At 33.7% G+C, this 20,720-nt stretch carries 19 protein-coding genes and 1 pseudogene; 9 read left to right on the top strand and 11 right to left on the bottom strand.

Going from position 1 to position 20,720, the window contains the following annotated elements:
* The first annotated feature begins 24 nt into the window (after window positions 1-24).
* The 6 genes from trpC to AC4CVH_RS13380 all read left to right on the top strand — a co-directional run bounded on the left by trpC (window position 25) and on the right by AC4CVH_RS13380 (window position 4,686).
* Complete coding sequence (trpC, locus tag AC4CVH_RS13355) at window positions 25-831, top strand: indole-3-glycerol phosphate synthase TrpC (protein WP_490788238.1); 807 nt, start codon at window positions 25-27, stop codon at window positions 829-831.
* Entirely contained in the window at window positions 828-1,427 is a 600-nt protein-coding gene (locus tag AC4CVH_RS13360; RefSeq protein ID WP_490788239.1) for a phosphoribosylanthranilate isomerase, read from the top strand. The genes trpC and AC4CVH_RS13360 overlap by 4 nt, the downstream gene beginning before the upstream one ends.
* The gene (gene trpB, locus AC4CVH_RS13365; protein ID WP_490788240.1) at window positions 1,427-2,620 is read left to right on the top strand and encodes a tryptophan synthase subunit beta; all 1,194 of its coding nucleotides are present in this window, start codon (window positions 1,427-1,429) and stop codon (window positions 2,618-2,620) included. Before AC4CVH_RS13360 ends, trpB begins: the two co-directional genes overlap by 1 nt.
* 49 nt (window positions 2,621-2,669) lie before the next feature.
* Window positions 2,670-3,458 (top strand): tryptophan synthase subunit alpha, encoded by a 789-nt coding sequence (gene trpA / locus AC4CVH_RS13370; RefSeq protein ID WP_490788241.1) that lies wholly within the window; start codon window positions 2,670-2,672, stop codon window positions 3,456-3,458.
* A gap of 146 nt (window positions 3,459-3,604) precedes the next feature.
* A complete protein-coding gene (locus tag AC4CVH_RS13375) occupies window positions 3,605-4,390 on the top strand; it encodes an SDR family NAD(P)-dependent oxidoreductase (RefSeq protein WP_490788242.1) in 786 nt (261 codons plus the stop codon).
* Between the two features lie 83 nt (window positions 4,391-4,473).
* On the top strand, window positions 4,474-4,686 hold the full coding sequence (locus AC4CVH_RS13380; RefSeq protein WP_490788243.1) for a DUF3006 domain-containing protein: 213 nt from the start codon (window positions 4,474-4,476) through the stop codon (window positions 4,684-4,686).
* A gap of 25 nt (window positions 4,687-4,711) precedes the next feature.
* Here the strand turns inward: AC4CVH_RS13380 and AC4CVH_RS13385 are convergent, their stop codons facing one another.
* The 4 genes and pseudogenes from AC4CVH_RS13385 to AC4CVH_RS13400 all read right to left on the bottom strand — a co-directional run bounded on the left by AC4CVH_RS13385 (window position 4,712) and on the right by AC4CVH_RS13400 (window position 8,631).
* A complete protein-coding gene (locus AC4CVH_RS13385; protein ID WP_490788244.1) occupies window positions 4,712-5,569 on the bottom strand; it encodes a YitT family protein in 858 nt (285 codons plus the stop codon).
* A gap of 124 nt (window positions 5,570-5,693) precedes the next feature.
* A complete protein-coding gene (locus AC4CVH_RS13390; RefSeq protein ID WP_490788245.1) occupies window positions 5,694-6,659 on the bottom strand; it encodes an acyl-CoA dehydratase activase in 966 nt (321 codons plus the stop codon).
* Window positions 6,640-7,738, bottom strand: a pseudogene (locus AC4CVH_RS13395) (acyl-CoA dehydratase activase-related protein). The gene AC4CVH_RS13390 and the pseudogene AC4CVH_RS13395 overlap by 20 nt, the downstream one beginning before the upstream one ends.
* Window positions 7,738-8,631, bottom strand: a complete 894-nt coding sequence (locus AC4CVH_RS13400; protein ID WP_490788246.1) for an acyl-CoA dehydratase activase-related protein — start codon at window positions 8,629-8,631, stop codon at window positions 7,738-7,740. The pseudogene AC4CVH_RS13395 and the gene AC4CVH_RS13400 overlap by 1 nt, the downstream one beginning before the upstream one ends.
* 308 nt (window positions 8,632-8,939) lie before the next feature.
* Between AC4CVH_RS13400 and AC4CVH_RS13405 the strand changes: the two genes are divergently transcribed.
* Both AC4CVH_RS13405 and bioB read left to right on the top strand, forming a co-directional pair.
* Complete coding sequence (locus AC4CVH_RS13405) at window positions 8,940-9,929, top strand: tyrosine recombinase XerC (RefSeq protein WP_490788247.1); 990 nt, start codon at window positions 8,940-8,942, stop codon at window positions 9,927-9,929.
* A gap of 106 nt (window positions 9,930-10,035) precedes the next feature.
* Complete coding sequence (bioB, locus tag AC4CVH_RS13410; RefSeq protein WP_490788248.1) at window positions 10,036-11,022, top strand: biotin synthase BioB; 987 nt, start codon at window positions 10,036-10,038, stop codon at window positions 11,020-11,022.
* Window positions 11,023-11,076: 54 nt separating this feature from the next.
* Here bioB and AC4CVH_RS13415 read toward each other — a convergent pair whose 3' ends face one another.
* Window positions 11,077-11,490 (bottom strand): hypothetical protein, encoded by a 414-nt coding sequence (locus tag AC4CVH_RS13415; protein WP_490788249.1) that lies wholly within the window; start codon window positions 11,488-11,490, stop codon window positions 11,077-11,079.
* Between the two features lie 137 nt (window positions 11,491-11,627).
* On the opposite strand from AC4CVH_RS13415, the gene lexA reads away from it, so the two are divergent.
* Complete coding sequence (gene lexA / locus AC4CVH_RS13420; RefSeq protein WP_490788250.1) at window positions 11,628-12,236, top strand: transcriptional repressor LexA; 609 nt, start codon at window positions 11,628-11,630, stop codon at window positions 12,234-12,236.
* 9 nt (window positions 12,237-12,245) lie between these two features.
* Here lexA and AC4CVH_RS13425 read toward each other — a convergent pair whose 3' ends face one another.
* The 6 genes from AC4CVH_RS13425 to miaB all read right to left on the bottom strand — a co-directional run bounded on the left by AC4CVH_RS13425 (window position 12,246) and on the right by miaB (window position 20,714).
* On the bottom strand, window positions 12,246-13,535 hold the full coding sequence (locus AC4CVH_RS13425) for a methionine gamma-lyase family protein (RefSeq protein WP_490788251.1): 1,290 nt from the start codon (window positions 13,533-13,535) through the stop codon (window positions 12,246-12,248).
* A 74-nt stretch (window positions 13,536-13,609) separates the two neighbouring features.
* Window positions 13,610-13,852 carry an RNA chaperone Hfq gene (gene hfq / locus AC4CVH_RS13430; protein WP_490788252.1) on the bottom strand — a complete coding sequence of 81 codons (243 nt, stop codon included), beginning with the start codon at window positions 13,850-13,852 and terminating at the stop codon, window positions 13,610-13,612.
* A 71-nt stretch (window positions 13,853-13,923) separates the two neighbouring features.
* A complete protein-coding gene (gene miaA, locus AC4CVH_RS13435; protein ID WP_490788253.1) occupies window positions 13,924-14,871 on the bottom strand; it encodes a tRNA (adenosine(37)-N6)-dimethylallyltransferase MiaA in 948 nt (315 codons plus the stop codon).
* Window positions 14,872-14,894: 23 nt separating this feature from the next.
* On the bottom strand, window positions 14,895-16,700 hold the full coding sequence (mutL, locus tag AC4CVH_RS13440; protein WP_490788254.1) for a DNA mismatch repair endonuclease MutL: 1,806 nt from the start codon (window positions 16,698-16,700) through the stop codon (window positions 14,895-14,897).
* Between the two features lie 14 nt (window positions 16,701-16,714).
* Window positions 16,715-19,312: a DNA mismatch repair protein MutS gene (mutS, locus tag AC4CVH_RS13445; protein ID WP_490788255.1), complete on the bottom strand. Its 2,598-nt coding sequence runs from the start codon at window positions 19,310-19,312 to the stop codon at window positions 16,715-16,717.
* Between the two features lie 49 nt (window positions 19,313-19,361).
* The gene (gene miaB / locus AC4CVH_RS13450; protein ID WP_490788256.1) at window positions 19,362-20,714 is read right to left on the bottom strand and encodes a tRNA (N6-isopentenyl adenosine(37)-C2)-methylthiotransferase MiaB; all 1,353 of its coding nucleotides are present in this window, start codon (window positions 20,712-20,714) and stop codon (window positions 19,362-19,364) included.
* Window positions 20,715-20,720: the final 6 nt, after the last annotated feature.

Consider the following 20,720-nt stretch of genomic DNA (forward strand, 5'->3'; position numbering starts at 1 on the left):
CTGGTTTATGGAGGTGAAGTTATTGTGATATTGGATGATATAGTTTGTTCAAAACGAGTATTTCTTGAAAATCAAAAGAAGATAAAGACGCTTGATTGTATTATACATGAAATTGAAAAGAGTGATCAATTTAAAAATAGAGGATTCAAGGATTCATTGTCAAAGAAAGGACTTTCGGTCATAGGAGAAATAAAGAAGGCATCCCCTTCAAAAGGGATAATTGTAGATAAATTCAATCCTGCGGATATAGCGTTGCTTTATGAAAAAATTTCGGTGGATGCAGTTTCAGTGATTACAGAAGAGGATTATTTTATGGGACGGCCGGAATATATAAAAACAGTAAGAAAGGTAATTTCAAAACCGGTTTTAAGAAAAGATTTTATAATAGATGAATATCAGATATATGAGGCAAGGCTTTTAAAGGCGGATGCAGTTCTTCTTATAGCGGGTATACTTAAAGACAAGCTTAAAAGATTTTATAATCTTTCATATAGCCTGGGTATTCAATGTATTGTAGAAGTACACAATCAGGAAGAGCTTTACAATGCTCTTGAAGTAAACCCGGATATAATAGGTGTAAATAATAGAAATTTAGAGAATTTTACTGTGAATTTAAAAAATACAGAGCAGCTTATGAAATATATTCCAAATGATACAGTGGTTGTTTCAGAAAGCGGCATAATGAGTCACAGTGATTTTAAATATATAAAGGATCTTAGAGTGGATGCAGTTCTTGTAGGAGAAGGATTTATGAGAAAAATGAAGGATTTAAATACCATGAGGAGATTTATGAATATGCTAAAAAGTACAGAACAAGAGGTGACTCCATGACTGAAGTGAAAATATGCGGATTAAGAAGAAGTGAAGACATAGAATATGTAAACAAATATCTCCCGGAGTATGCTGGATTCGTATTTTCCAATAGTAGAAGACGTGTAGATATAGAGAAGGCAGTTATTCTTGCCAAAAACTTGGCGGGTGGTATTAAAAAAGTGGGGGTGTTTGCAGATGAAAAAACTGATTTTGTAAAGCGGGCGGCATATGAGGTAGGACTGGATGTTATTCAGTTTCATGGTTTGGAGGACGATTTCTACATGGAGGATTTTAAAGAATTTGAATTGTGGAGGGCCTTTGAGGTAAAGGATAAATTATATAGTAAACAAATTAAATTCCGTAATGCCGATGGTATACTTTTTGACAGCGGAAAAGGTGGCAGCGGAAAGGCTTTTGACTGGAATTTTATAAAAAATTTAAGGACAGATAAAAAAGTCATACTTGCAGGTGGAATTTGTATGGATAATGTTGAAAGAGCATTGGCTATGATCAATCCTGATGTACTTGATGTATCAAGCGGTGTTGAGACATCTGGAGTTAAAGATCAGGAAAAAATTAAAAAGCTTATTCAGAAAGTGAGGAAAAGGAATTGATGGATTTTGAAAATATTGCAGGGAGATTTGGAAAATTTGGAGGACAATATGTTCCTGAAACAGTTATGAATGCACTTATGGAGCTTGAAGATGGTTATAATCAAGCAAAATGCGATGAAAAATTCATGGAAAAGTACAGATATTATCTTAAAGAGTATTCAGGGAGAGAGACGCCTCTTTATTATGCTGAAAATATGACAAAAGATCTTGGTGGAGCAAAAGTGTATTTGAAAAGGGAAGACTTGAACCATACAGGTGCCCATAAAATAAATAATGTTTTGGGGCAGGTGCTTCTAGCACAAAGGATGGGAAAGAAAAAAATAATTGCAGAAACCGGTGCAGGTCAGCATGGAGTTGCAGTTGCAACGGGAGCTTCTATGTTTGGCCTTAAATGTACTATATATATGGGAGAGGAAGATTGCAGGAGACAGGCCTTAAATGTATTTAAAATGAAAATACTTGGGGCAGAAGTTCACTCTGTAAAATCAGGTACTGGAACATTAAAAGATGCTGTAAATGAAGCATTGAGAAGCTGGGTTGAAAATATTGAAGATACATTTTATATAATGGGATCGGTAGTAGGTCCACATCCGTATCCAACTATGGTCAGGGACTTTCAAAGAGTCATAGGTGACGAAACCAAGAAACAGATACTGGAAAAGGAAGGGAGGCTTCCTGACTATATACTTGCATGTGTGGGAGGAGGAAGTAACTCTATGGGTATTTTTTATCCCTTTGTAAAAGAAAGAGGAGTAAAGCTTATAGGAGTAGAAGCCGCTGGATATGGAGTGGAAAGTAAAAAGACTGCAGCTACTTTGACAAAGGGTTCGATCGGAGTTATTCATGGAATGATGACATATTTGCTTCAGGATGATGATGGGCAGATTATGCCGGCTTACTCGATATCGGCAGGATTGGATTATCCGGGAGTTGGACCGGAGCATTCTTATTTAAAAGAATTGAAGCGTGCTGAATATGTTTATGCTGATGATAAGGAGGCATTTGATGCTTTTATGTATTTGAGCAGAAAAGAAGGAATAATTCCAGCTCTTGAGAGTGCCCACGCAGTTGCTTATGCAGTTAAATTAGTTCCAAAACTTGATAAAGATAAAATAGTTGTTGTAAATATATCAGGGAGAGGGGACAAGGATGTAGATACGATTGCTGATGTTTACAAGGAATACTATAAATAATAAATATTATGTTAATTAAAATAAAAGTAAATTAGAAAGAAGTGAAATAATGAATAGAATAGATGAAAAGTTTAGAAATTTAAAATCAGAAAATAAAAAGGCACTTATAATGTTTTTGACAGCAGGAGATCCTGACTTTAACTGGACGAAAAAAATAGTTTTGAATGTTTGCAAAGCAGGAGCAGACATAGTAGAACTTGGAATACCGTACTCAGATCCACTTGCAGATGGTCCTGTGATACAGAATTCATCACAAAGAGCACTTGAAAATGGTGCAAAAATTGTTGATATAATGAATTGTGCATCACAAATAAGAAAAAATACAGAGGTTCCTCTTGTTTATCTAGTCTACTATAATTCAATATTTAAATATGGTATTGAAAATTTTTTGAAAGATTCCAGTAAATCTGGGATAGATGGAATTATAATTCCTGATTTACCTGTAGAAGAAAGAAAAAGTATAATAGATGTATCTTTGAAGTTTAATATACATCTTATACCACTTGTAGCTCCTACTTCAAAAAAGCGTATAAAGAGCATAGTAACTTCAGGTGGTGGTTTTGTGTATTGTGTTTCAAAAAATGGAGTTACAGGTATAGATGAAAGTATTAAAACAGATATGAAAGAGTATATGGATATGATAGAGGAATATACTCAGCTACCGAAGGCCATAGGGTTTGGAATAAAAAATTCAGAAATGGCATCCAAACTTAAAAATTATTGTGATGGAGTAATCTTAGGAAGTGCCTTTGTGGATATGATAGATAAATCAAATGACATAGATGAGGCGATTAAAAATATAGTGAAATTTACAAGGGAATTAAGAAAATCCATATAAAATTAATTTGTAGGCAACAGCGTTATGATGCTGTTGCCTACAAATATAAATAATAAATATTATGTTAAATAAAATAAAAAAGTAAACAAAAAACAAAAAATATACTATAATTAAATATAACAAAAATAAAAAAGGAGATAAAAATAATGAATGAATCTAAAAAAACAGTCCTTATAACTGGAGCTTCAAGTGGTATAGGATATGAAATATCAAAAATTTTTGCTAAAAATGGATTCAACATTATACTTGTTTCCCGAAATAAAGTAAAGCTTGAGAGTATAGGTAGAAATATTAAAAACAAATACAATATAGAGGTAGATGTAATTGATGTAGATTTAGGAAATGAAAATTCGGCAGAAATAGTTTATAAAAGAGTTAAGGAAAAGAAAAGAAATGTAAATATATTAATTAACAATGCTGGAGTAGGGTATGCAGAATCATTTTGCAAAACTTGTGTAGAAAAAGATTTTGAAATTATAGATGTAAATATAAAATCACTTATAAATCTGACTAAATTTTTTTCAAAAGATATGATTGAACATGGAGAAGGAAGTATATTGAATGTTGCTTCTACAGGAGCATATCAACCTGGTCCATATACTGCATCTTACTATGCATCAAAGTCTTATGTATTATCTTTTTCCGAGGCTTTAAGAGTTGAACTTTCAGAGTACAACATAAATGTATCTGTACTGTGTCCTGGTGCTACAAAGACAAACTTTTCAAAAAATGCAGGAAAAGAGGATGTAAAAGGGGCGATGTCTCCACAAAAGGTTGCGTTTTCGGCTTATAATGGACTGAAGAAAAACAAGGCTGTTATAATACCTGGATTGGTTAATAAGATATGTATAGTATTTTCTAAAATATTACCTGGACTTATAACGGCAAGAATTGTCAAGTCAATTCAGAAAAGTGTTATTAAAAAAAATTAGATCAACTTAATATTTATCTTGTAAGTATAGCTTTATAGTAATATAATGGTAATATGGTTGTTAGATTTTGGGGGAATGATATTATGAAGGTTATTATAGATAGATTTGAAGGTCCGTATGCTGTTTGTGAAAAAGAAGATGGAACAATGATGGATATAAAGAGAATAAACATACCGATGAATGTAAAAGAGGGCTGTGTCTTAAATATAGAAGGAGATTCTGTAACGATAGATAAGGAAGAAACAGAAAAGAGAAATAATAATATGAGTAAAAAAACGAAAAATTTATGGAAATAAAGAGCATGAAAATCATGCTCTTTATTTAATGGATTGCTTTTTTCTTAAAACTCTTACCGTAAGTATCTACATTGCTTATGCTTATAAGTGCCTGTTCGTCAAATCCGTTTACTATGTCTTTAAGTTTCGCTATTTCAAGACGAGATATTATTACAAATATCACTTTTGTAGGTATATTTGAATATGCACCTTTACCTTCAAGTAGAGTTACACCTCTTCCAAGTCTTGCAAGTAGGGCGTCCGTTATTTCCTCATGTTTATCTGTTATTATTACGACAGATTTTGATTCATCGAGACCTTCAACAGTTATATCAATTAACTTGAAGGCAATGAAATAGGTAACTAGGGAGTACATTGCTCTATCCCATCCAAATATAAGACCGGCACTGCTTAGTATGAATATATTTATGAACATGACTACTTCACCTACAGAAAATCCTGTGCGCTTGTCCAAAATTATTGCAACTATTTCGGTGCCGTCTGTCGAGCCGCCGCTTCGTATTACAAGTCCCACGCCTATTCCAAGCAAGATTCCTCCAAATATTGATGCAAGCAGAGTATCGTTTGTAAATGCAGGTATGTTTTTAAGAGCAGATACCATAATAGATAATGAAATTACAGAAAATAGAGTGTTAATAGTGAAAGTTTTACCGATATGTCTATAACCTATTATTAAAAATGGTATATTGATTATAAAGATAAATAGACCAAGAGGCAGTGATGTAATGTAACTTAACATTATCGATATTCCAGTGACGCCTCCGTCTATTATATTGTTTGGAATCAGAAAAAGCTCAAGTCCTACAGCAGCTAAAGTTGTTCCTATAAACATAAGTAAGAATTTTGCTAGTGTTGCTAAAAAACTATGGTGCTTTTTTTTCAATGGATCACATCCTTTAATGATTTTATACAAATACAAGTAATATATAATTTTTATTAAAAATACACACTGTATATTTAATAATTATATATTACTTTGCTATATTCTGTCAAGCGCATGCTTGTAATTATGCAGATATATCGTCTGAACTATGCCATTTGCCGCATCTATCTCCGAAAAATCCTATTATTTTATTGCTACCTAAAATTTTTACTATTTCACATTTATTTGCACAACCATTACAATTGAAGCTTTTTGATACAAATGTTGTATTTGCAAGCTTGAATCCTTTAAATTTGGTTTGTGCATTTTCTTTCTCTATATATTCTTTGGCAAGTATTGCAGATCCAACAGCACCCATAACTTTATAATTTTTAGGAACTGTTATGTTTAATCCAAGAGCATTTTCAAAAGATGATTTCATACCTATATTTGCGGCTACTCCACCTTGAAAGAAAACTTTTTCCTTGATTTCCTTACCTTTTGCTACATTGCTCAGGTAATTCCTGACCAGAGCATCACATAATCCTCTTATAATATCGCTGCTTTTATAACCAAGCTGCTGTTTGTGTATCATATCCGATTCAGCAAATACCGCACATCTTCCAGCTATTCTCACAGGGGTGTTTGATTCAAGAGCATACGCCCCGAAATTTTCAATAGGTATATCAAGCCTTTCTGCCTGTCTGTCAAGGAAAGATCCTGTTCCAGCAGCACAAACTGTGTTCATTGCAAAGTCAGATACAATTCCGTTGTTTAAAGTTATTATTTTTGAATCCTGGCCTCCAATTTCTATTATTGTACGTACATCTTTACTCACGTTTAAAGCCGCTACGGCATGGGCGGTTATTTCATTTTTCACTATATCGGCTCCAATTATTGAGGAAGCTATTTTTCTTCCACTTCCGGTGGTTCCGACTCCTGATATAATTGAATCATCGTATTTGTTGCAAAGCAGTTTGAAACCTTCCTGAATTGCAGATATTGGTCTGCCTTTGGTCCTAAGATATATTGATTCAACTATGTTTATTTTTTCATCTACAATTACTATGTCGGTGCTTACAGAACCTACATCAATTCCTATATAATACATTTTGTTTTTCTCCTTTCAAGTAAATCCAGAAAAGCCTCTATTCGAGTTACATATCCATCTTCGCCTGTGAGCTCATCTACAACAAGACTTAAAATAGGAAAGTCCTCGTTTTTTGAAATTGAGGGGAGTATTGATTTTGAGACGATTTCGGGCATGCAGCCCATAGGAAATATTTGAATTGCTCCGTCACAGCCATTTTTTTTGGCAATCATAGCCTCACCTACACATTCTCTTGCGTGGCCTCCTATATAATATGGAAGGTATTTTTTTGAGTTAATTCTTATAAAGGGTGAATTTATCTTTAAAGGGGAGAGTAGGGTGTTTTTAACCCACCAGCTTGGAGTGAGTTTTCTTGTTACCGATACACCGTAATCCAAAAGTTTATCTTCTATAAATAGATTTGCAAAAGGTTCAATTATAGTATATATTTCACCGATTATTGCAATTTTAATAGGATTTCTTTTCATATCAACATGCACTTTGTTTATTTGGAATTTATAGTATTTTAAAATTTCAAGCATCTTGTAAGGCGAAGACGCTTTTATAGCTTCTTTTCTGCAGCCTTTCAGAATTGATTTACAATCACCTTTTTTCAATTCGTATCCAGAGAGAAATTTTGCTTTTTTTTCTATTGAATCCATAAGATTTACTATTTTTAACCCACAGGAAAGTACCTTTAACTTTTCAAGATTAGTTGTCTTAATTTCATTGTTTATTTCAGATAATCTATTGATAAATTCATTTTTACCTATTTCTTTTGGGGAATCTATAACTATGAATTTTAAATTATATCCAAGTTTTCTGAGAACTCTCATTTGAAGTTCACAGTATTCACCAAATCTGCATGGACCGGAACTTCCAAGTAAAAGTATTGTATCAGCTCCTTTTTTAATGCTTTCAATATATCCTCCAATCATTATTTTGAAAGGCAGACATATTTCTTCAGGGGAATAAAGACAGCCTTTTTCAAGTGAATTTTTTGTTGTAGGAGGGGGGAGCACATAATCTATTCCTAGACCGTCAAATACGGCTTTTACAGCAAACACTGTGTTCCCGAGATTGGGAAACGTAATTTTCATTATACACACCTTCTTTTGAGCATGTCAGAGAAGGCTTCAAGCCTTGTATTGAAACCAGCTTCTCCAGTTTGTTCATCGATTTTAAGAACTAATATAGGAAAGCTATCAAGTTGATCCTTTATGAGTTCTATTACAATTGAGTCTATTCCGCAGGCAAATGAAGAAACATATACTATTCCGTCAATGTTTTTTTGCTCTGCCATGTAAGTTGAAAATCCATATGAATTTCTTTCAAAAGTCCAAAATGGTTTTTTAAACAAGGAGGAAGATTGCTTGTTTATAATGGATTTTTTTATATATTCTTCAGTTATCACTCCAATTCCAAGCTTTTGGAGCTTTTTTATTACATTCATGTTTGCAAAATTATCATATATGTTGTAGGGATGACCTACTAATGCAATATTTATGGGGAAAGAATTGTTCCTTGTTTTTGGTTCATATTGATTTTGAAAATCAATGGCTGCATCGTATGCATGATTTATTTTAAAAATATTTTTTGTAAAAAGACGTCCTGTACGATTTATCCATGATCTGAAACTCTTTTTTGAGAAAGCATAAATTGGTTCTGAAATAATAGGGGGCATGTTGGGAATATTGTTTTTTATCATTTCAGGTAGTCCGCAGAATTTGGGACATATAAATTCATTTTTTTCAATTTGCATTATTCTTGGAATGAGCATAATATCACATTTGTTTCTTATGTAAGCTGCATGGCCATGAAATATTTTTATTGGAAGGCATGCTTCGTCAACACAATATTTTATTCCAAGATCAAGTATTTCTGTATTTGTAGAAGGAGAAGTTATTACACTTGCACCAAGTCCTTTAAAAAAAGTATTTAAGAACATTTTGTATTTAAAGTACAGTAATCCATTCGGTATGCCAATTATCATATAAATTGCTGCCAACACATTTAGGATGGCAGAATACCTCCTTTTGTATCAAGTCTATATATTACTATATTTTACCTAAACATTAGAAAATTATACGCCTCATACCTTAAATTATTTAAAAATAAAATTTTTAAAATCTATTGGAGCATGTAATTCTACATTTACTTGAAATAAATATTTTTTAAAACTTAAATAATCTAGTATAATAGAAGGATAAAAGAAGGATTTTGTGATGCATTTGTAGAATACTATATTCGCTAAATATCAATTTAGCGAAGTTAACTTAAAAGAGAAAAGGGTGGAGCTACATGAAGTACAAATTAACAAACCTATACGATTCAACACTTCCAAGGTGTTTAAATGATTTTTTGAACTACCTTGGTACTATACGCGGCAAATCAAAAAATACTATAGATGGTTATAAAATTGATCTTATTATGTTTTTTAGGTTTTTGAAATTATATAAAGGTTTGGTCCCTGAGGAATGCGATTTTAAAGATATAATTATAAAAGATATAAGCAATGATTTTTTAAAAAGTATAACTCTTGGAGAATTGTTTGCTTTCATATCTTTCACTGAAAATTACAGAGAAAATGGAAGTTATGCCAGAGCAAGAAAAGTTGCTTCTATAAAATCTTTTTTTAAATATCTTTATGGAAAAGCAAAAATCATTACTGAAAATCCGGCTGTTGAACTTGAGTCCCCTAAAATAGATAAAAGGAATCCTGTATATTTGACTCTCGATGAAAGCCGCAGACTTTTGAAAGCAATAGATGGAAAGTTCAAAGAAAGGGATTACTGCATGATAACATTGTTTTTAAATTGTGGCATGAGGCTTTCAGAATTATGCGGAATAAACATGTCGAATATAAAGAATGATACTTTGACTGTAATAGGAAAAGGAAATAAAGAAAGAACGATCTATTTAAACAGAGCCTGCATCAAATCCGTTGAAAGATATATAAATGTTAGAAATGAAACTTACGGCAAAATAATAGATAAAGATGCCCTCTTCATAAGCAAAAATTATACTAGAATAAATAAAAGATCTGTAGAACTTATACTAAAAAAATATCTTAAAAAGGCAGGTCTTGATGATAAAAAATATACTCCTCATAAATTGCGACATACTGCAGCTACACTTATGTATAAGTATGGAAAGGTTGATATAAGGAGCTTGCAGAAGATATTGGGCCATGAAAGTGTATCTACAACTCAAATATATACCCACGTGGATGATGAAGAACTTAGAAAAGCTGTCAACTTGAATCCTTTAAGCGATGAAGATGACTTTTAAAAGTGATTATAAAACTTATCTTGATGTATTTACTACATCTTGATATAATGATATTGTTAACTAAATTATATTTTAAAGTTAACAATATCATTTAAGGAGATTATATATGGAAAGTTTATGGAATGAAATATTAAGAATTGGGGAGAAAGTTATTTCTGGAGGTTCTGTTACAGAAGAAGAATGTGAACTACTTTCAAAATCAAGCGAAAGTGATGTATTCCTAATATGCAGTTTTGCAAATAAAATAAGAGAAAAGTTTACTGGAAACAACGTGGATCTTTGTTCTGTTATAAATGCTAAATCGGGAAACTGCGGAGAAGACTGCGCATTTTGCGCTCAGTCGTCCCATCATAATACAAATGTGAAGTGCTACCCTCTTATAGACGAAGATGAAATTGTAGCTACTGCTATAAAAAGAGAAAAGTCTGGTGCAAAGCACTGTGATATTTGTACGAGTGGACTTGGATATACTGGACAAGAAAAGAACTTCAAGATAATATTGAACGCATTTAAACGTATTGGCAAAGCAACAAATTTAAAACTGTGTGCGTGTCTCGGAACTCTTACTATGGATGCGGCAAAGCAGCTTGCAGATGCTGGAGTTGAAAGATACAATCATAACTTAGAAACTGCACGAAGCTTTTTTGATAAAGTTGTATCAACTCACGGATATGATGAAAGAATAGATACAATACGCTGTGCGAAAGAAGCTGGCATGGAAGTTTGCTCCGGGATGATCATAGGAATGGGTGAAACCATGAAGCAACGGATCGAACATAGTTTTTTATTAAAGGAGTTGGATGTTGATGCTGTACCTATAAATATTTTAAATCCTGTTAAAGGAACAAAATTCGAAAACATGCCTCCACTGTCTCCTATTGAGATAATAAGGACTTTTGCCATAATTAGATTTATACTTCCTGATAAGAATATACGATTTGCGGGAGGAAGAGAAAAAAATCTGGGAACTCTCCAGCCTTTGGGATTTATTTCAGGAATAAACGGTATGCTTATAGGAGATTATCTTACCACTAGTGGCCAAAAAGTCAATCGTGATTTTAAGATGCTGGATGATTTAAATCTTACATATTAAATAAATAAAAAAGGAGTAGTATACTCATGCTGTTTACTGCTCCTTTTTTATTTATCAAGAATTTTTTTCTTTGTTTATTTTGATTAGGCCGGGATATTCTTCGTGCATTAATTTGGTGAAGACATCCTTATCTTTAAGAAGTTCACTGAGTCCGTCTACATCGTCTATGTATTTAATTTCTGCAGAATCGAATACATCTTCTCCGCCAGAACAATTTTCAGCATCCAATTGATAATGAGTATCGTTTTCTACACACTGGGTATCATCTTCATCTTGGAAGCTTTCCGTATCTTCAATATCATCTTCAATTATTTCATCTATCTTTACGGCGCGCATGTCATACCCTTCCATTTCCATACATTTTCCACAATTGTTGCATTCTTTTTCCGGATCCAGATCACACATGTCGCATTTCCTACATTCATCACAAGTTTTGTTTTCATCAAATATACAGTATTTTTTGCTCATTAATACCTCCTGAAAATATATAGTATACTGACTAGTATAAAACATAGTTTTGCATTATGTCAATAATAGAACACAAGTTTGATTTAAAGATGTATATGTGATATAATTCAAATTAATAAGGTTTTAGGAGTGTTTTTATGTCAGAGAAAAGAGAAAACAGACGTCTTGAAATATATAATTTTATAAAATCATATGTAGAGGCCAAGGGCTACCCTCCTTCTGTAAGGGAAATATGTGCAGCTGTTGGATTAAAGTCGACTTCAACAGTACATATGCATCTTGAGAATCTTGAAAGCAAGGGTCTTATTAAACGTGATTCAACCAAACCTAGAACAATAGAAATTATGGAAAATTCCCCTAAAAAAGAAATGATAAATGTCCCTATAATAGGTACTATAGCTGCTGGTACACCTATACTTGCAGTAGAAAACATAGAGGATACATTCCCGATTCCGATTGATTATATAAAAAACAAAAAACAGCTATTTATGCTTAGAATTCATGGAGACAGTATGATAGATGCAGGCATACTTGATGGAGATTTTGCAATAATGGAGAAATCAAACTCTGCCGAAAATGGTGAGATAGTTGGTGCCCTTATTGAAAACGAGGCTACGCTGAAAAGATTTTTTAAAGAAGATGGTTATGTAAGGCTTCAACCTGAAAATAGGACAATGAAACCGATAATAGTACAAAACTGCACCATTATCGGAAAACTTGCAGGTATATATAGAGCTTATTTATAAATAAACATATTATTTTTCATTCAATACATTTGACAGTGCTATAAGTATTCCTATTTTGGCGTGGTCAAATGTAAGTCCGCCTTGCAGATATGCAATATAAGGCTCTCTTATGGGAGCATCTGCCGAAAGCTCTATAGAAGATCCCTGTACAAATGCACCAGCCGCCATTATTACTTTATCTTTATAGCCAGGCATATCCCATGGTTCACATTCTACAAAGGAATCTACAGGTGATCCTTTCTGTATGCCTTTGCAGAAGTTTATAAGTTTGTTTTTATCATTGAATTTTATAGACTGAATTATATCACTTCTCTTGTCGGTATATGCAGGAAGTACTGAAAATCCAGTAAGTTCCATTATTCTTGAACATAGTAGTGCCCCTTTAAGTGCTTCCATTGCAACATGCGGTGCTAGAAATAGACCTTGATACATCTGTCTCATGACTCCGAATGTTGAACCACACTCCCCTCCTATTCCGGGAACTGTTAATCTGTATGAGGCTTGGTCAATATATTCCTGTTTGCCGACTATATATCCGCCTGCAGGAGCTATTCCACCGCCTATGTTTTTTATCAGAGAACCCGCTGCAATATCTGCACCTACATCAGTTGGTTCCATGGTATCTATAAATTCACCGTAACAGTTGTCTACAAGACATATTACATTTTTATTTATATTTTTAACAAAGGCTATTATTTCTTTTATTTCAGATATAAGAAGTGACCTTCTCCATCCATAACCAGTTGACCTCTGTATATGTACAAGTTTTATTGAAGTGTCTTCCCTAAGGCATTTGCCTATTTCATCAAAATCCACACTGCCATCTTTTTTCAGATCGACTTGTTTGTAGTTTACTCCGTATTCTTTCAAGGAGCCTATGTTACGTTTTCCGTCTATACCTATTATTCCGTGAAGCGTGTCATAAGGTTTTCCACAAACTGAAAGCAGTGTATCACGAGGTCTTAGATTCCCAAAAAGGGCACATCCAAGTGCGTGAGTTCCATTTACAAAATGAGGCCTTACAATTGCACTTTCACAATGGAATATTCTAGCATAAACTTTATCTAAAGAATCCCTTCCAATATCGTCATATCCATATCCTGATGAATTTGTAAAATGAGATTCGCTTATTTTTTCTTTCTGCATTGCATCTAAGACCTTTAGCTGGTTGTATTCCCTTATTTCATTGTAATACTTGAATTGTTCCTCGACATCTTTCAATGCTTTTTCATAAATTTCAATTACCCTGTCATCTATGTTATAATATTTTTTTAGATGTTGTCTAGTTATATCCAGCAAAACTAATACCTCCTAATATGTCACTTATATTATGTTAGCACATTAAAAAAGAATAGGCAATCGCCTGTTCTTTTTTAAGATTCACCTTCTTGTGTATTGCTGAATAGAATTTGTTTTAAAGGTGTAATAGTTGAAATGGCATGTTTGTAAACCATCATCTGCTTACCGTCAGAATCAAGTATTACAGTAAAATTATCAAATCCTTTTACAGTCCCTTTTATCTGGAACCCATTTGTCAAGTGGATGGTAACCATAGTTCTGTTTTTTCTTGCGCCATTTAAAAATATATCCTGCAGATTATTTATTGGTTTGCTCATAAATTTTCACCCTCCGTAGCTTTTTAAAACTTCATGTAAAAACAAGAATACTAATTATATTATACCAGTATTTAACTTTTAAACAAGTTCTTCATAGAATAAAATTTCTTTATAATATAGTCAACAATCATATCTTCATTTTCAAAATCATCTTTATTCACCCAATTTGCCCTTTTGTCTTTTCTAAACCAAGTAAGCTGTCGTTTAGCATAGTTGCGGCTGCCCTTTTTAATTTTTTCAACTGCCTCAGAGAAGGCATACTCACCTTCAAGGTAACTTAGTATCTCTTTGTACCCTATTCCCTTCATTGACTGCATACTGGAGTTGTATCCAATGTCACGGAGATGAGCTACTTCATCTACAAGGCCGGAATCCATCATAATATCTACCCTTTTGTTTATCCTGTCGTATAAAGTTTTTCTGTCCATGGTGAGTACAAAATAATAAATATTGTATGGTATATTGAATATATCATTTTCCCTGTTATATTCACTTATTGTTTTTCCTGTTAACTTATAAACTTCCAGTGCACGTATAACTCTTTTAAGATCATTTGGATAGAGTTTTTGGTAGGATTCTTCATCTATGTCAATGAGGAGCTTGTGCACATAATCTTTCCCATTTTTTTCAGCAAGATCTTCAAGATACTTTCTATAATCTTTATCGGTAGTTGCATCTGTAAAATCGTAATTGAATATTATGGAATTTATATAAAGACCCGTTCCACCAACCATCATGGGAAGATTTTTTCTACAGTCTATTTTTTCAATGCAGTTTTTTGCCAAAAATTTGTATTTGGATACATTGAATTTCTCATGAGGCTCAACTATGTCAATCATATGATGAGGTATGCCTTTCATTTCTTCAGTTGTTATCTTTGCAGAACCTATATCCATATGTTTGTATATCTGCATGGAATCTGCTGAAACTATCTCTCCATGCAGTTTTTCTGCAAGTTTTATTGATATATTGGTTTTGCCTACTGCAGTAGGACCGGCAAGTACAAACAGGTCAATCATTTTAAATTTACCCTCCAAAATGTCTATTGTATTCTTTTGAATTTTTTCTCGAGATCTGTAACCGTGAATTTTATTATTGTAGGTCTTCCGTGGGGACAGTTGAATGGATCATCTATGTATCTAAGATCTTCAACAAGGTTCTCCATCTCCAAACGTGACAGGCTGTCATGTGCCTTTATGGCAGCTTTGCAGGCTTTGGTTGCAATCAGGTTGTATTTTACAGAATATGTTTCTCCGGACCCCATGTTTTTTATATCGTCAAGTATGGCCTCAAAGAAGTTTTTGACATCAGGTTTTCCAAGTATCACTGGAACCTGGCGTATTGATATAGCATTATCTCCGAATGAGTCTATACAAAAACCGGCATTTTTAAATATACCGCTGTTTTCCAAATAAGTTGAATAATCATAGCTTGAAAGCTCTATTACCTCTGGAGCTAGTAACATTTGTGAAGCTACAGTCCCATTCTTTATGTCATTTCTGTATTTTTCAAAAAGTATTTTTTCATGTGCAGCATGCTGGTCTATTATATATAGTGTATTTAGAGCTTCACATATTATATAGGTGTTGTTGAACTGTCCTATTATTCTAAGCTCTGGAAATTTTGGAGAAGAATTTTGTGTTTCTGGAACTATTGGTTTTTTTTGAACCGATTTATCTTCTTTTAATACACTGAAAATACTTTCGGGTTTTTCATATGGAATATCGATTTTATAATTTACATGTTCGTGTTTTTCAAGATCTATTGGAATTTGTATCTTTTCTTTTTCTGTCTCATGCAAATTGTATTTGGGAAGCTTCTCGTAAGCATCAGGGATATCCAATGTGAAGGATTCTTTCATACTTTCACGAATTGCTTCATGTACGGCATCAAATATGAATTTGAATATGAATCCGGATTCACTGAATTTTACTTCAAGCTTTGATGGGTGTACGTTTATATCTACAAATTCAGGGAATATATCAATAAAAATAATGAAAAATGGAAATTTATTTATCATCAAAAATGATTTGAATGCCCTTTCAACAGCCGAAGTAATGGATTTATCCTTTATATAACGTTTGTTTACAAATATGCTTTGATTGTTTCGGCTGCCTCTGCTTATTTCAGAATTTCCTATATATCCGTAGGCTGAAACTGTATCGCTGTGTTTTTCTATTGAAATTATGTTTTCATATATATTTTTTCCATAGATGCTTCTTATTACATCCTGAAGCTTTCCTGTTCCAAAGGTCGTAATGGATTTTTTGCCGTTGTTTAGGAATTTAAAGGAAACAGATGCATTTGCAAGTGCAAGGCGCGATATTATGTCAGATATGTGAGCTGTTTCGCTGTTTGTTGATTTTAGAAACTTTTTCCTTGCAGGTACATTGAAAAATAAGTCACGTACTTCTATGGTAGTTCCTTGATTTGAAGCAGCATCTTTAATACAGTCTATTTTACCACCGATTATGTATATTTCATGACCGCACTTGCTCTCAATGGTTCTGCTTTTCAATTTGGTTTTTGAAACTGATGCTATGCTTGCAAGAGCCTCTCCCCTAAATCCCATTGTGCTTATCTTGTATATATCATCTATCTCTTTAATTTTACTTGTAGAATGCGGAAGAAATGCTTTTTCTATATCATCTTCATGAATACCGAGCCCATCGTCAATTACACGTATAAGTTCCTTCCCGCCTTCAATTATCTCAATTGTTATATTTTTTGCACCGGCATCTATGCTGTTTTCCACAAGCTCTTTTACAACAGAGGATGGTCTTTCTATAACCTCTCCCGCTGCTATCTTGTTTGTAGTTTTTATGTCAAGTATATTTATTCTTTCCATAAACGCACAACCTTTTATTTAGATATTGATTTTACTTTCTCTATTATATCATATAGTTTGTTAAAACCCTCCATAGGTGTCATATCTAATATATTTATAGAAGATATTTCTTTTATAAATTTTTGTTCTTCGATGTCCTGCATATTGATTTGAACTGCAGGTTTTTCATGAACAACTTCAACATCAGCTGGTTCACTGGTATTTTCACTTTCAAGCTCCGAAAGAATTTCTTTTGCTCTTTTTATGACCTTTTCGGGGATTCCTGCAAGTTTTGCTACTTCAATACCGTAAGACTGGTCGGCACCTCCCTCGACTATTTTTCTAAGGAAGACAACTTCACCGTTTATTTCATTTACCGCTACAGAATAGTTTTTGACACCTGGAATTTTTCCTTCAAGTCGTGTGAGTTCATGATAATGTGTGGCAAACAATGTTTTGCACTTCATTTTCCTGCTTCCGCACATATACTCAATTACAGACCAGGCTATGCTAAGACCATCGTAAGTACTCGTGCCTCTTCCTACTTCATCTAAAAGTACAAGGCTTTTGTTTGTGGCATTTTTGAGTATATTTGATACCTCCCACATCTCCACCATAAATGTACTTTTACCAGATGATAAATCATCCGAGGCTCCAATTCTTGTAAATATTTTGTCGCATATACCGATGGATGCCGACTTTGCAGGTACAAAACTGCCTATTTGTGCAAGTATTACAATGAGTGCAGTCTGCCTCATATATGTAGATTTTCCAGCCATGTTGGGACCTGTTATAAGAAGCAGTTGATTGTTTTTTCTGTCAAGATTCACATCATTTGCTACAAAACTTCCAGTATCGAGCATTTTTTCAACAACAGGGTGACGCCCGTCTATGATTGAAATACTGTCTCCTGAAGTTATTTCTGGTTTGCAGTAGTTGTTTTCAAGGGCAGTTTCTGCAAGTGAGTTTAGACAGTCCAGTTCTGAAATTATCCTTGCAGAAATTTGCATTCTGTCTACCTGCTTTTCAATATCATCCCTGATCTTTACAAATGTAGTATATTCCAGATTTATAAGTCTATCTTCCGCTTTAAGTATTTTATCTTCCATTTCCTTGAGCTCGGGAGTTATATATCTTTCACAATTTGTAAGTGTCTGTTTTCTTATATATCTGTCATCGGGAACAAGATTTAAATTACTTTTGGTTACTTCTATAAAATATCCGAATACCTTGTTGTAGCCTATTTTAAGCGATTTAATTCCGGTATGTTCCCTTTCACTTTTTTCAAGATTTGCAATCCATTTTCGACCGTTTGTCTTTATATCTTTGAGTTCGTCGATTTCACCGTCGTAGCCTTTTTTTATTATGTTTCCCTCTTTTACAGACATTGGAGGATCATCTACGATTGAAGTGTCTATTAAGTCGTATATATCTCTTAGTTCATCAAGACTTTCGTACATATGCGCAAGAAGAGAAGTATTGAATTTTGAAAGTATTGATTTTACGTCGGGTATTTTTTCTATGGAGTTTTTTAAAAATATAAGTTCCTTTGCATTTACGCTCTTTGAAGATATTCTTCCAACAAGCCTCTCAATATCATATATGTTCTTGAGTGAACTTTTCAGGTCTTCCTGGGAAGAGATGTCATTTAGAATTTCTTCTACAGAATCCTGGCGCATTTTTATAGAGGATTTTTTAATAAGAGGTCTTTCAACCCATCTTCTAAGCTGCCTTCCACCCATGGCAGTGCTTGTTTTGTCAATTACCCATAAAAGTGATGCTCTTTTTTTCTTTTCTCTCAGGTTTTCTGTGAGTTCAAGATTCCTTCTTGAATTTGAATCTATTGAAAGATAGTCTACTATGCTGTAGCGGTTTATTTTATTTATATGGGAAAGCGATGTTTTCTGGGTGTCTATTATGTATTTTAAAAGTGATCCGCAGCATATTGTAAGGGATTCATCCAATTTCTGCGAATCGAAGTCTTCAAATTGATTGGAAAGCAGTTGACTGAAATCCTCTTTAAAGTAGTCTGGGGAAAGTTTTGTAATAGAGCCCTTGAATACTTGAGTTATGTTCTTATAAATTGAATCTTCCATTTCATCCTGAAGCAGCATTTCCCGCGGGCCGTACTTCGATATTTCATCAAGAATGGTTGGTAGATCAAGCGACCCTTCCGTACAGTTGAATTCTCCTGTAGATACATCTGAAAAACATATTGAAAACATATCGAGTTCTTTATCTATATAAAGACTTGATATGTAATTGTTTTTATTTTCTTCAAGAAAAGATTTATTGGTATATGTTCCAGGAGTAAATATTTTTATAATACCTCTTTTTACAATGCCTTTTGCAAGAGCAGGATCTTCAAGCTGTTCGCATATCGCTATCTTATATCCCCTCGCTATTAATTTTCCTATATAGGAGTCTACAGCGTGATATGGAATCCCACACATGGGGGCCCGCTCTTTAAGTCCGCAGTCTCTTCCGGTTAAAACAAGTTCGAGTTCGCGGGATGCAAGTTTCGCATCTTCAAAGAACATTTCATAGAAATCACCGAGCCTGAAAAACAGTATACAATCGTCATACTGTTTTTTTATATCTAAATATTGCTGCATCATGGGAGTTAAAGCCATAGTATTTTTACCAGCCGGATTTTTATGGCTGGTTTCCTCCTTTCAAATTTTATTTATATTGTTCTCCTGAAAGTGAAAATGAATTTGCATGAGTTATACGTACATTCACAAGCTGTCCGATACAGTTTTTATCGCCTGTGAAATTTACAAGTTTTCCACTTCTTGTCCTTCCCATTAATTTTTCAGTGTCATTTTTACTTGGACCCTCTACTAGAACTTCTTCAATTCTTCCCTCATATTGCTTATTCTTTTGTAGAGAAGAGGCATTTATGACATTTATAAGCTTGTTGAATCTTTCGTGCTTTATGTCATCTGGAATCTGCTCATCCATTTCATCTGCAGGAGTTCCTTTTCTTTTTGAGAATATGAACGTAAAAGCTGAATCATATTGTACATTTTCTGCAAGACTCAATGTTTCACTAAAGTCAGCTTCTGTTTCTCCAGGAAAGCCAACTATTATATCAGTTGTTATAGCCGCTTTTGGAATGGCCTTTCTAATTTTTTCTACAAGCTCCAAGTACTTTTCTTTGGAATAGTTTCTGTTCATTTTTTTTAGAATTCTTGTTGAACCAGACTGAACAGGAAGATGTACGTGTTCGCATAACTTTTCACAATCCGCAAGAGCCTCTATTACGTCATCTGTAAGATCTTTTGGATGAGGTGTCATAAATCGTATCCTCTCAAGTCCCTGAATTTTGTTTATTCTTCTTAGAAGCTGTGCAAAGGTTACTTTTGGGGCGAGATCTTTTCCATAGGAATTTACGTTTTGACCAAGAAGTGTAATTTCCTTGTAGCCGGAGTTTACAAGGGATTTTATCTCATGCTCTATATTTTCAGGCTCCCTGCTTCTCTCTCTTCCACGTACATACGGAACTATACAATAAGTGCAAAAGTTGTTGCAGCCGTACATGATTGTTACGAAAGCTTTCACAGAGCTCTTTCTGTCGATTGGAACACCTTCCACTATACGGTCTTCCTTTTGTTGTATTTCAATTATGGATTCTCCTCCCTGAAGCACCCTATTTAAGTATTCAGGAAATTTGTACGAATTGTGAGTTCCGAATATGATGTCTACAAATGGGAATCTTTTTATTATGTCCTCTGCCATATCTTTCTCCTGCATCATACACCCGGATACCGCTATTATGAGATTGGGTTTATTCTTTTTGAGTTTTCTAAGCCTTCCAAGATTTCCAAATACTTTGAGTTCGGCATTTTCACGAACACAGCAAGTATTAAATATTATAATGTCAGCGGTGTTTTTGTCTTGAGTTTCCATGTAACCCATATTTTTAAGCATACCGGACAACTTTTCAGAGTCTTCCTCATTCATCTGGCAGCCCCAGGTTTCAATAAAGAAGTTTTTTTTACTATCATTTATGTAAATTTGTGGTTTATTCATGTAAAT

Source organism: Clostridium pabulibutyricum (assembly GCF_058242705.1).

What these genes read in the sequence shown, in the direction of transcription:
- mutS (WP_490788255.1), bottom strand. Translation starts at nt 19,312, where the DNA reads ATGGCTTTAACTCCCATGATGCAGCAATATTTAGATATAAAAAAACAG.
- hfq (WP_490788252.1), bottom strand. Translation starts at nt 13,852, where the DNA reads ATGAGCAAACCAATAAATAATCTGCAGGATATATTTTTAAATGGCGCA.
- trpA (WP_490788241.1), top strand. Translation starts at nt 2,670, where the DNA reads ATGAATAGAATAGATGAAAAGTTTAGAAATTTAAAATCAGAAAATAAA.
- AC4CVH_RS13415 (WP_490788249.1), bottom strand. Translation starts at nt 11,490, where the DNA reads ATGAGCAAAAAATACTGTATATTTGATGAAAACAAAACTTGTGATGAA.
- AC4CVH_RS13400 (WP_490788246.1), bottom strand. Translation starts at nt 8,631, where the DNA reads ATGATAATTGGCATACCGAATGGATTACTGTACTTTAAATACAAAATG.
- trpB (WP_490788240.1), top strand. Translation starts at nt 1,427, where the DNA reads ATGGATTTTGAAAATATTGCAGGGAGATTTGGAAAATTTGGAGGACAA.
- AC4CVH_RS13375 (WP_490788242.1), top strand. Translation starts at nt 3,605, where the DNA reads ATGAATGAATCTAAAAAAACAGTCCTTATAACTGGAGCTTCAAGTGGT.
- mutL (WP_490788254.1), bottom strand. Translation starts at nt 16,700, where the DNA reads ATGGAAAGAATAAATATACTTGACATAAAAACTACAAACAAGATAGCA.
- AC4CVH_RS13390 (WP_490788245.1), bottom strand. Translation starts at nt 6,659, where the DNA reads ATGTATTATATAGGAATTGATGTAGGTTCTGTAAGCACCGACATAGTA.
- miaA (WP_490788253.1), bottom strand. Translation starts at nt 14,871, where the DNA reads ATGATTGACCTGTTTGTACTTGCCGGTCCTACTGCAGTAGGCAAAACC.
- miaB (WP_490788256.1), bottom strand. Translation starts at nt 20,714, where the DNA reads ATGAATAAACCACAAATTTACATAAATGATAGTAAAAAAAACTTCTTT.
- bioB (WP_490788248.1), top strand. Translation starts at nt 10,036, where the DNA reads ATGGAAAGTTTATGGAATGAAATATTAAGAATTGGGGAGAAAGTTATT.
- AC4CVH_RS13360 (WP_490788239.1), top strand. Translation starts at nt 828, where the DNA reads ATGACTGAAGTGAAAATATGCGGATTAAGAAGAAGTGAAGACATAGAA.
- AC4CVH_RS13405 (WP_490788247.1), top strand. Translation starts at nt 8,940, where the DNA reads ATGAAGTACAAATTAACAAACCTATACGATTCAACACTTCCAAGGTGT.
- lexA (WP_490788250.1), top strand. Translation starts at nt 11,628, where the DNA reads ATGTCAGAGAAAAGAGAAAACAGACGTCTTGAAATATATAATTTTATA.
- AC4CVH_RS13380 (WP_490788243.1), top strand. Translation starts at nt 4,474, where the DNA reads ATGAAGGTTATTATAGATAGATTTGAAGGTCCGTATGCTGTTTGTGAA.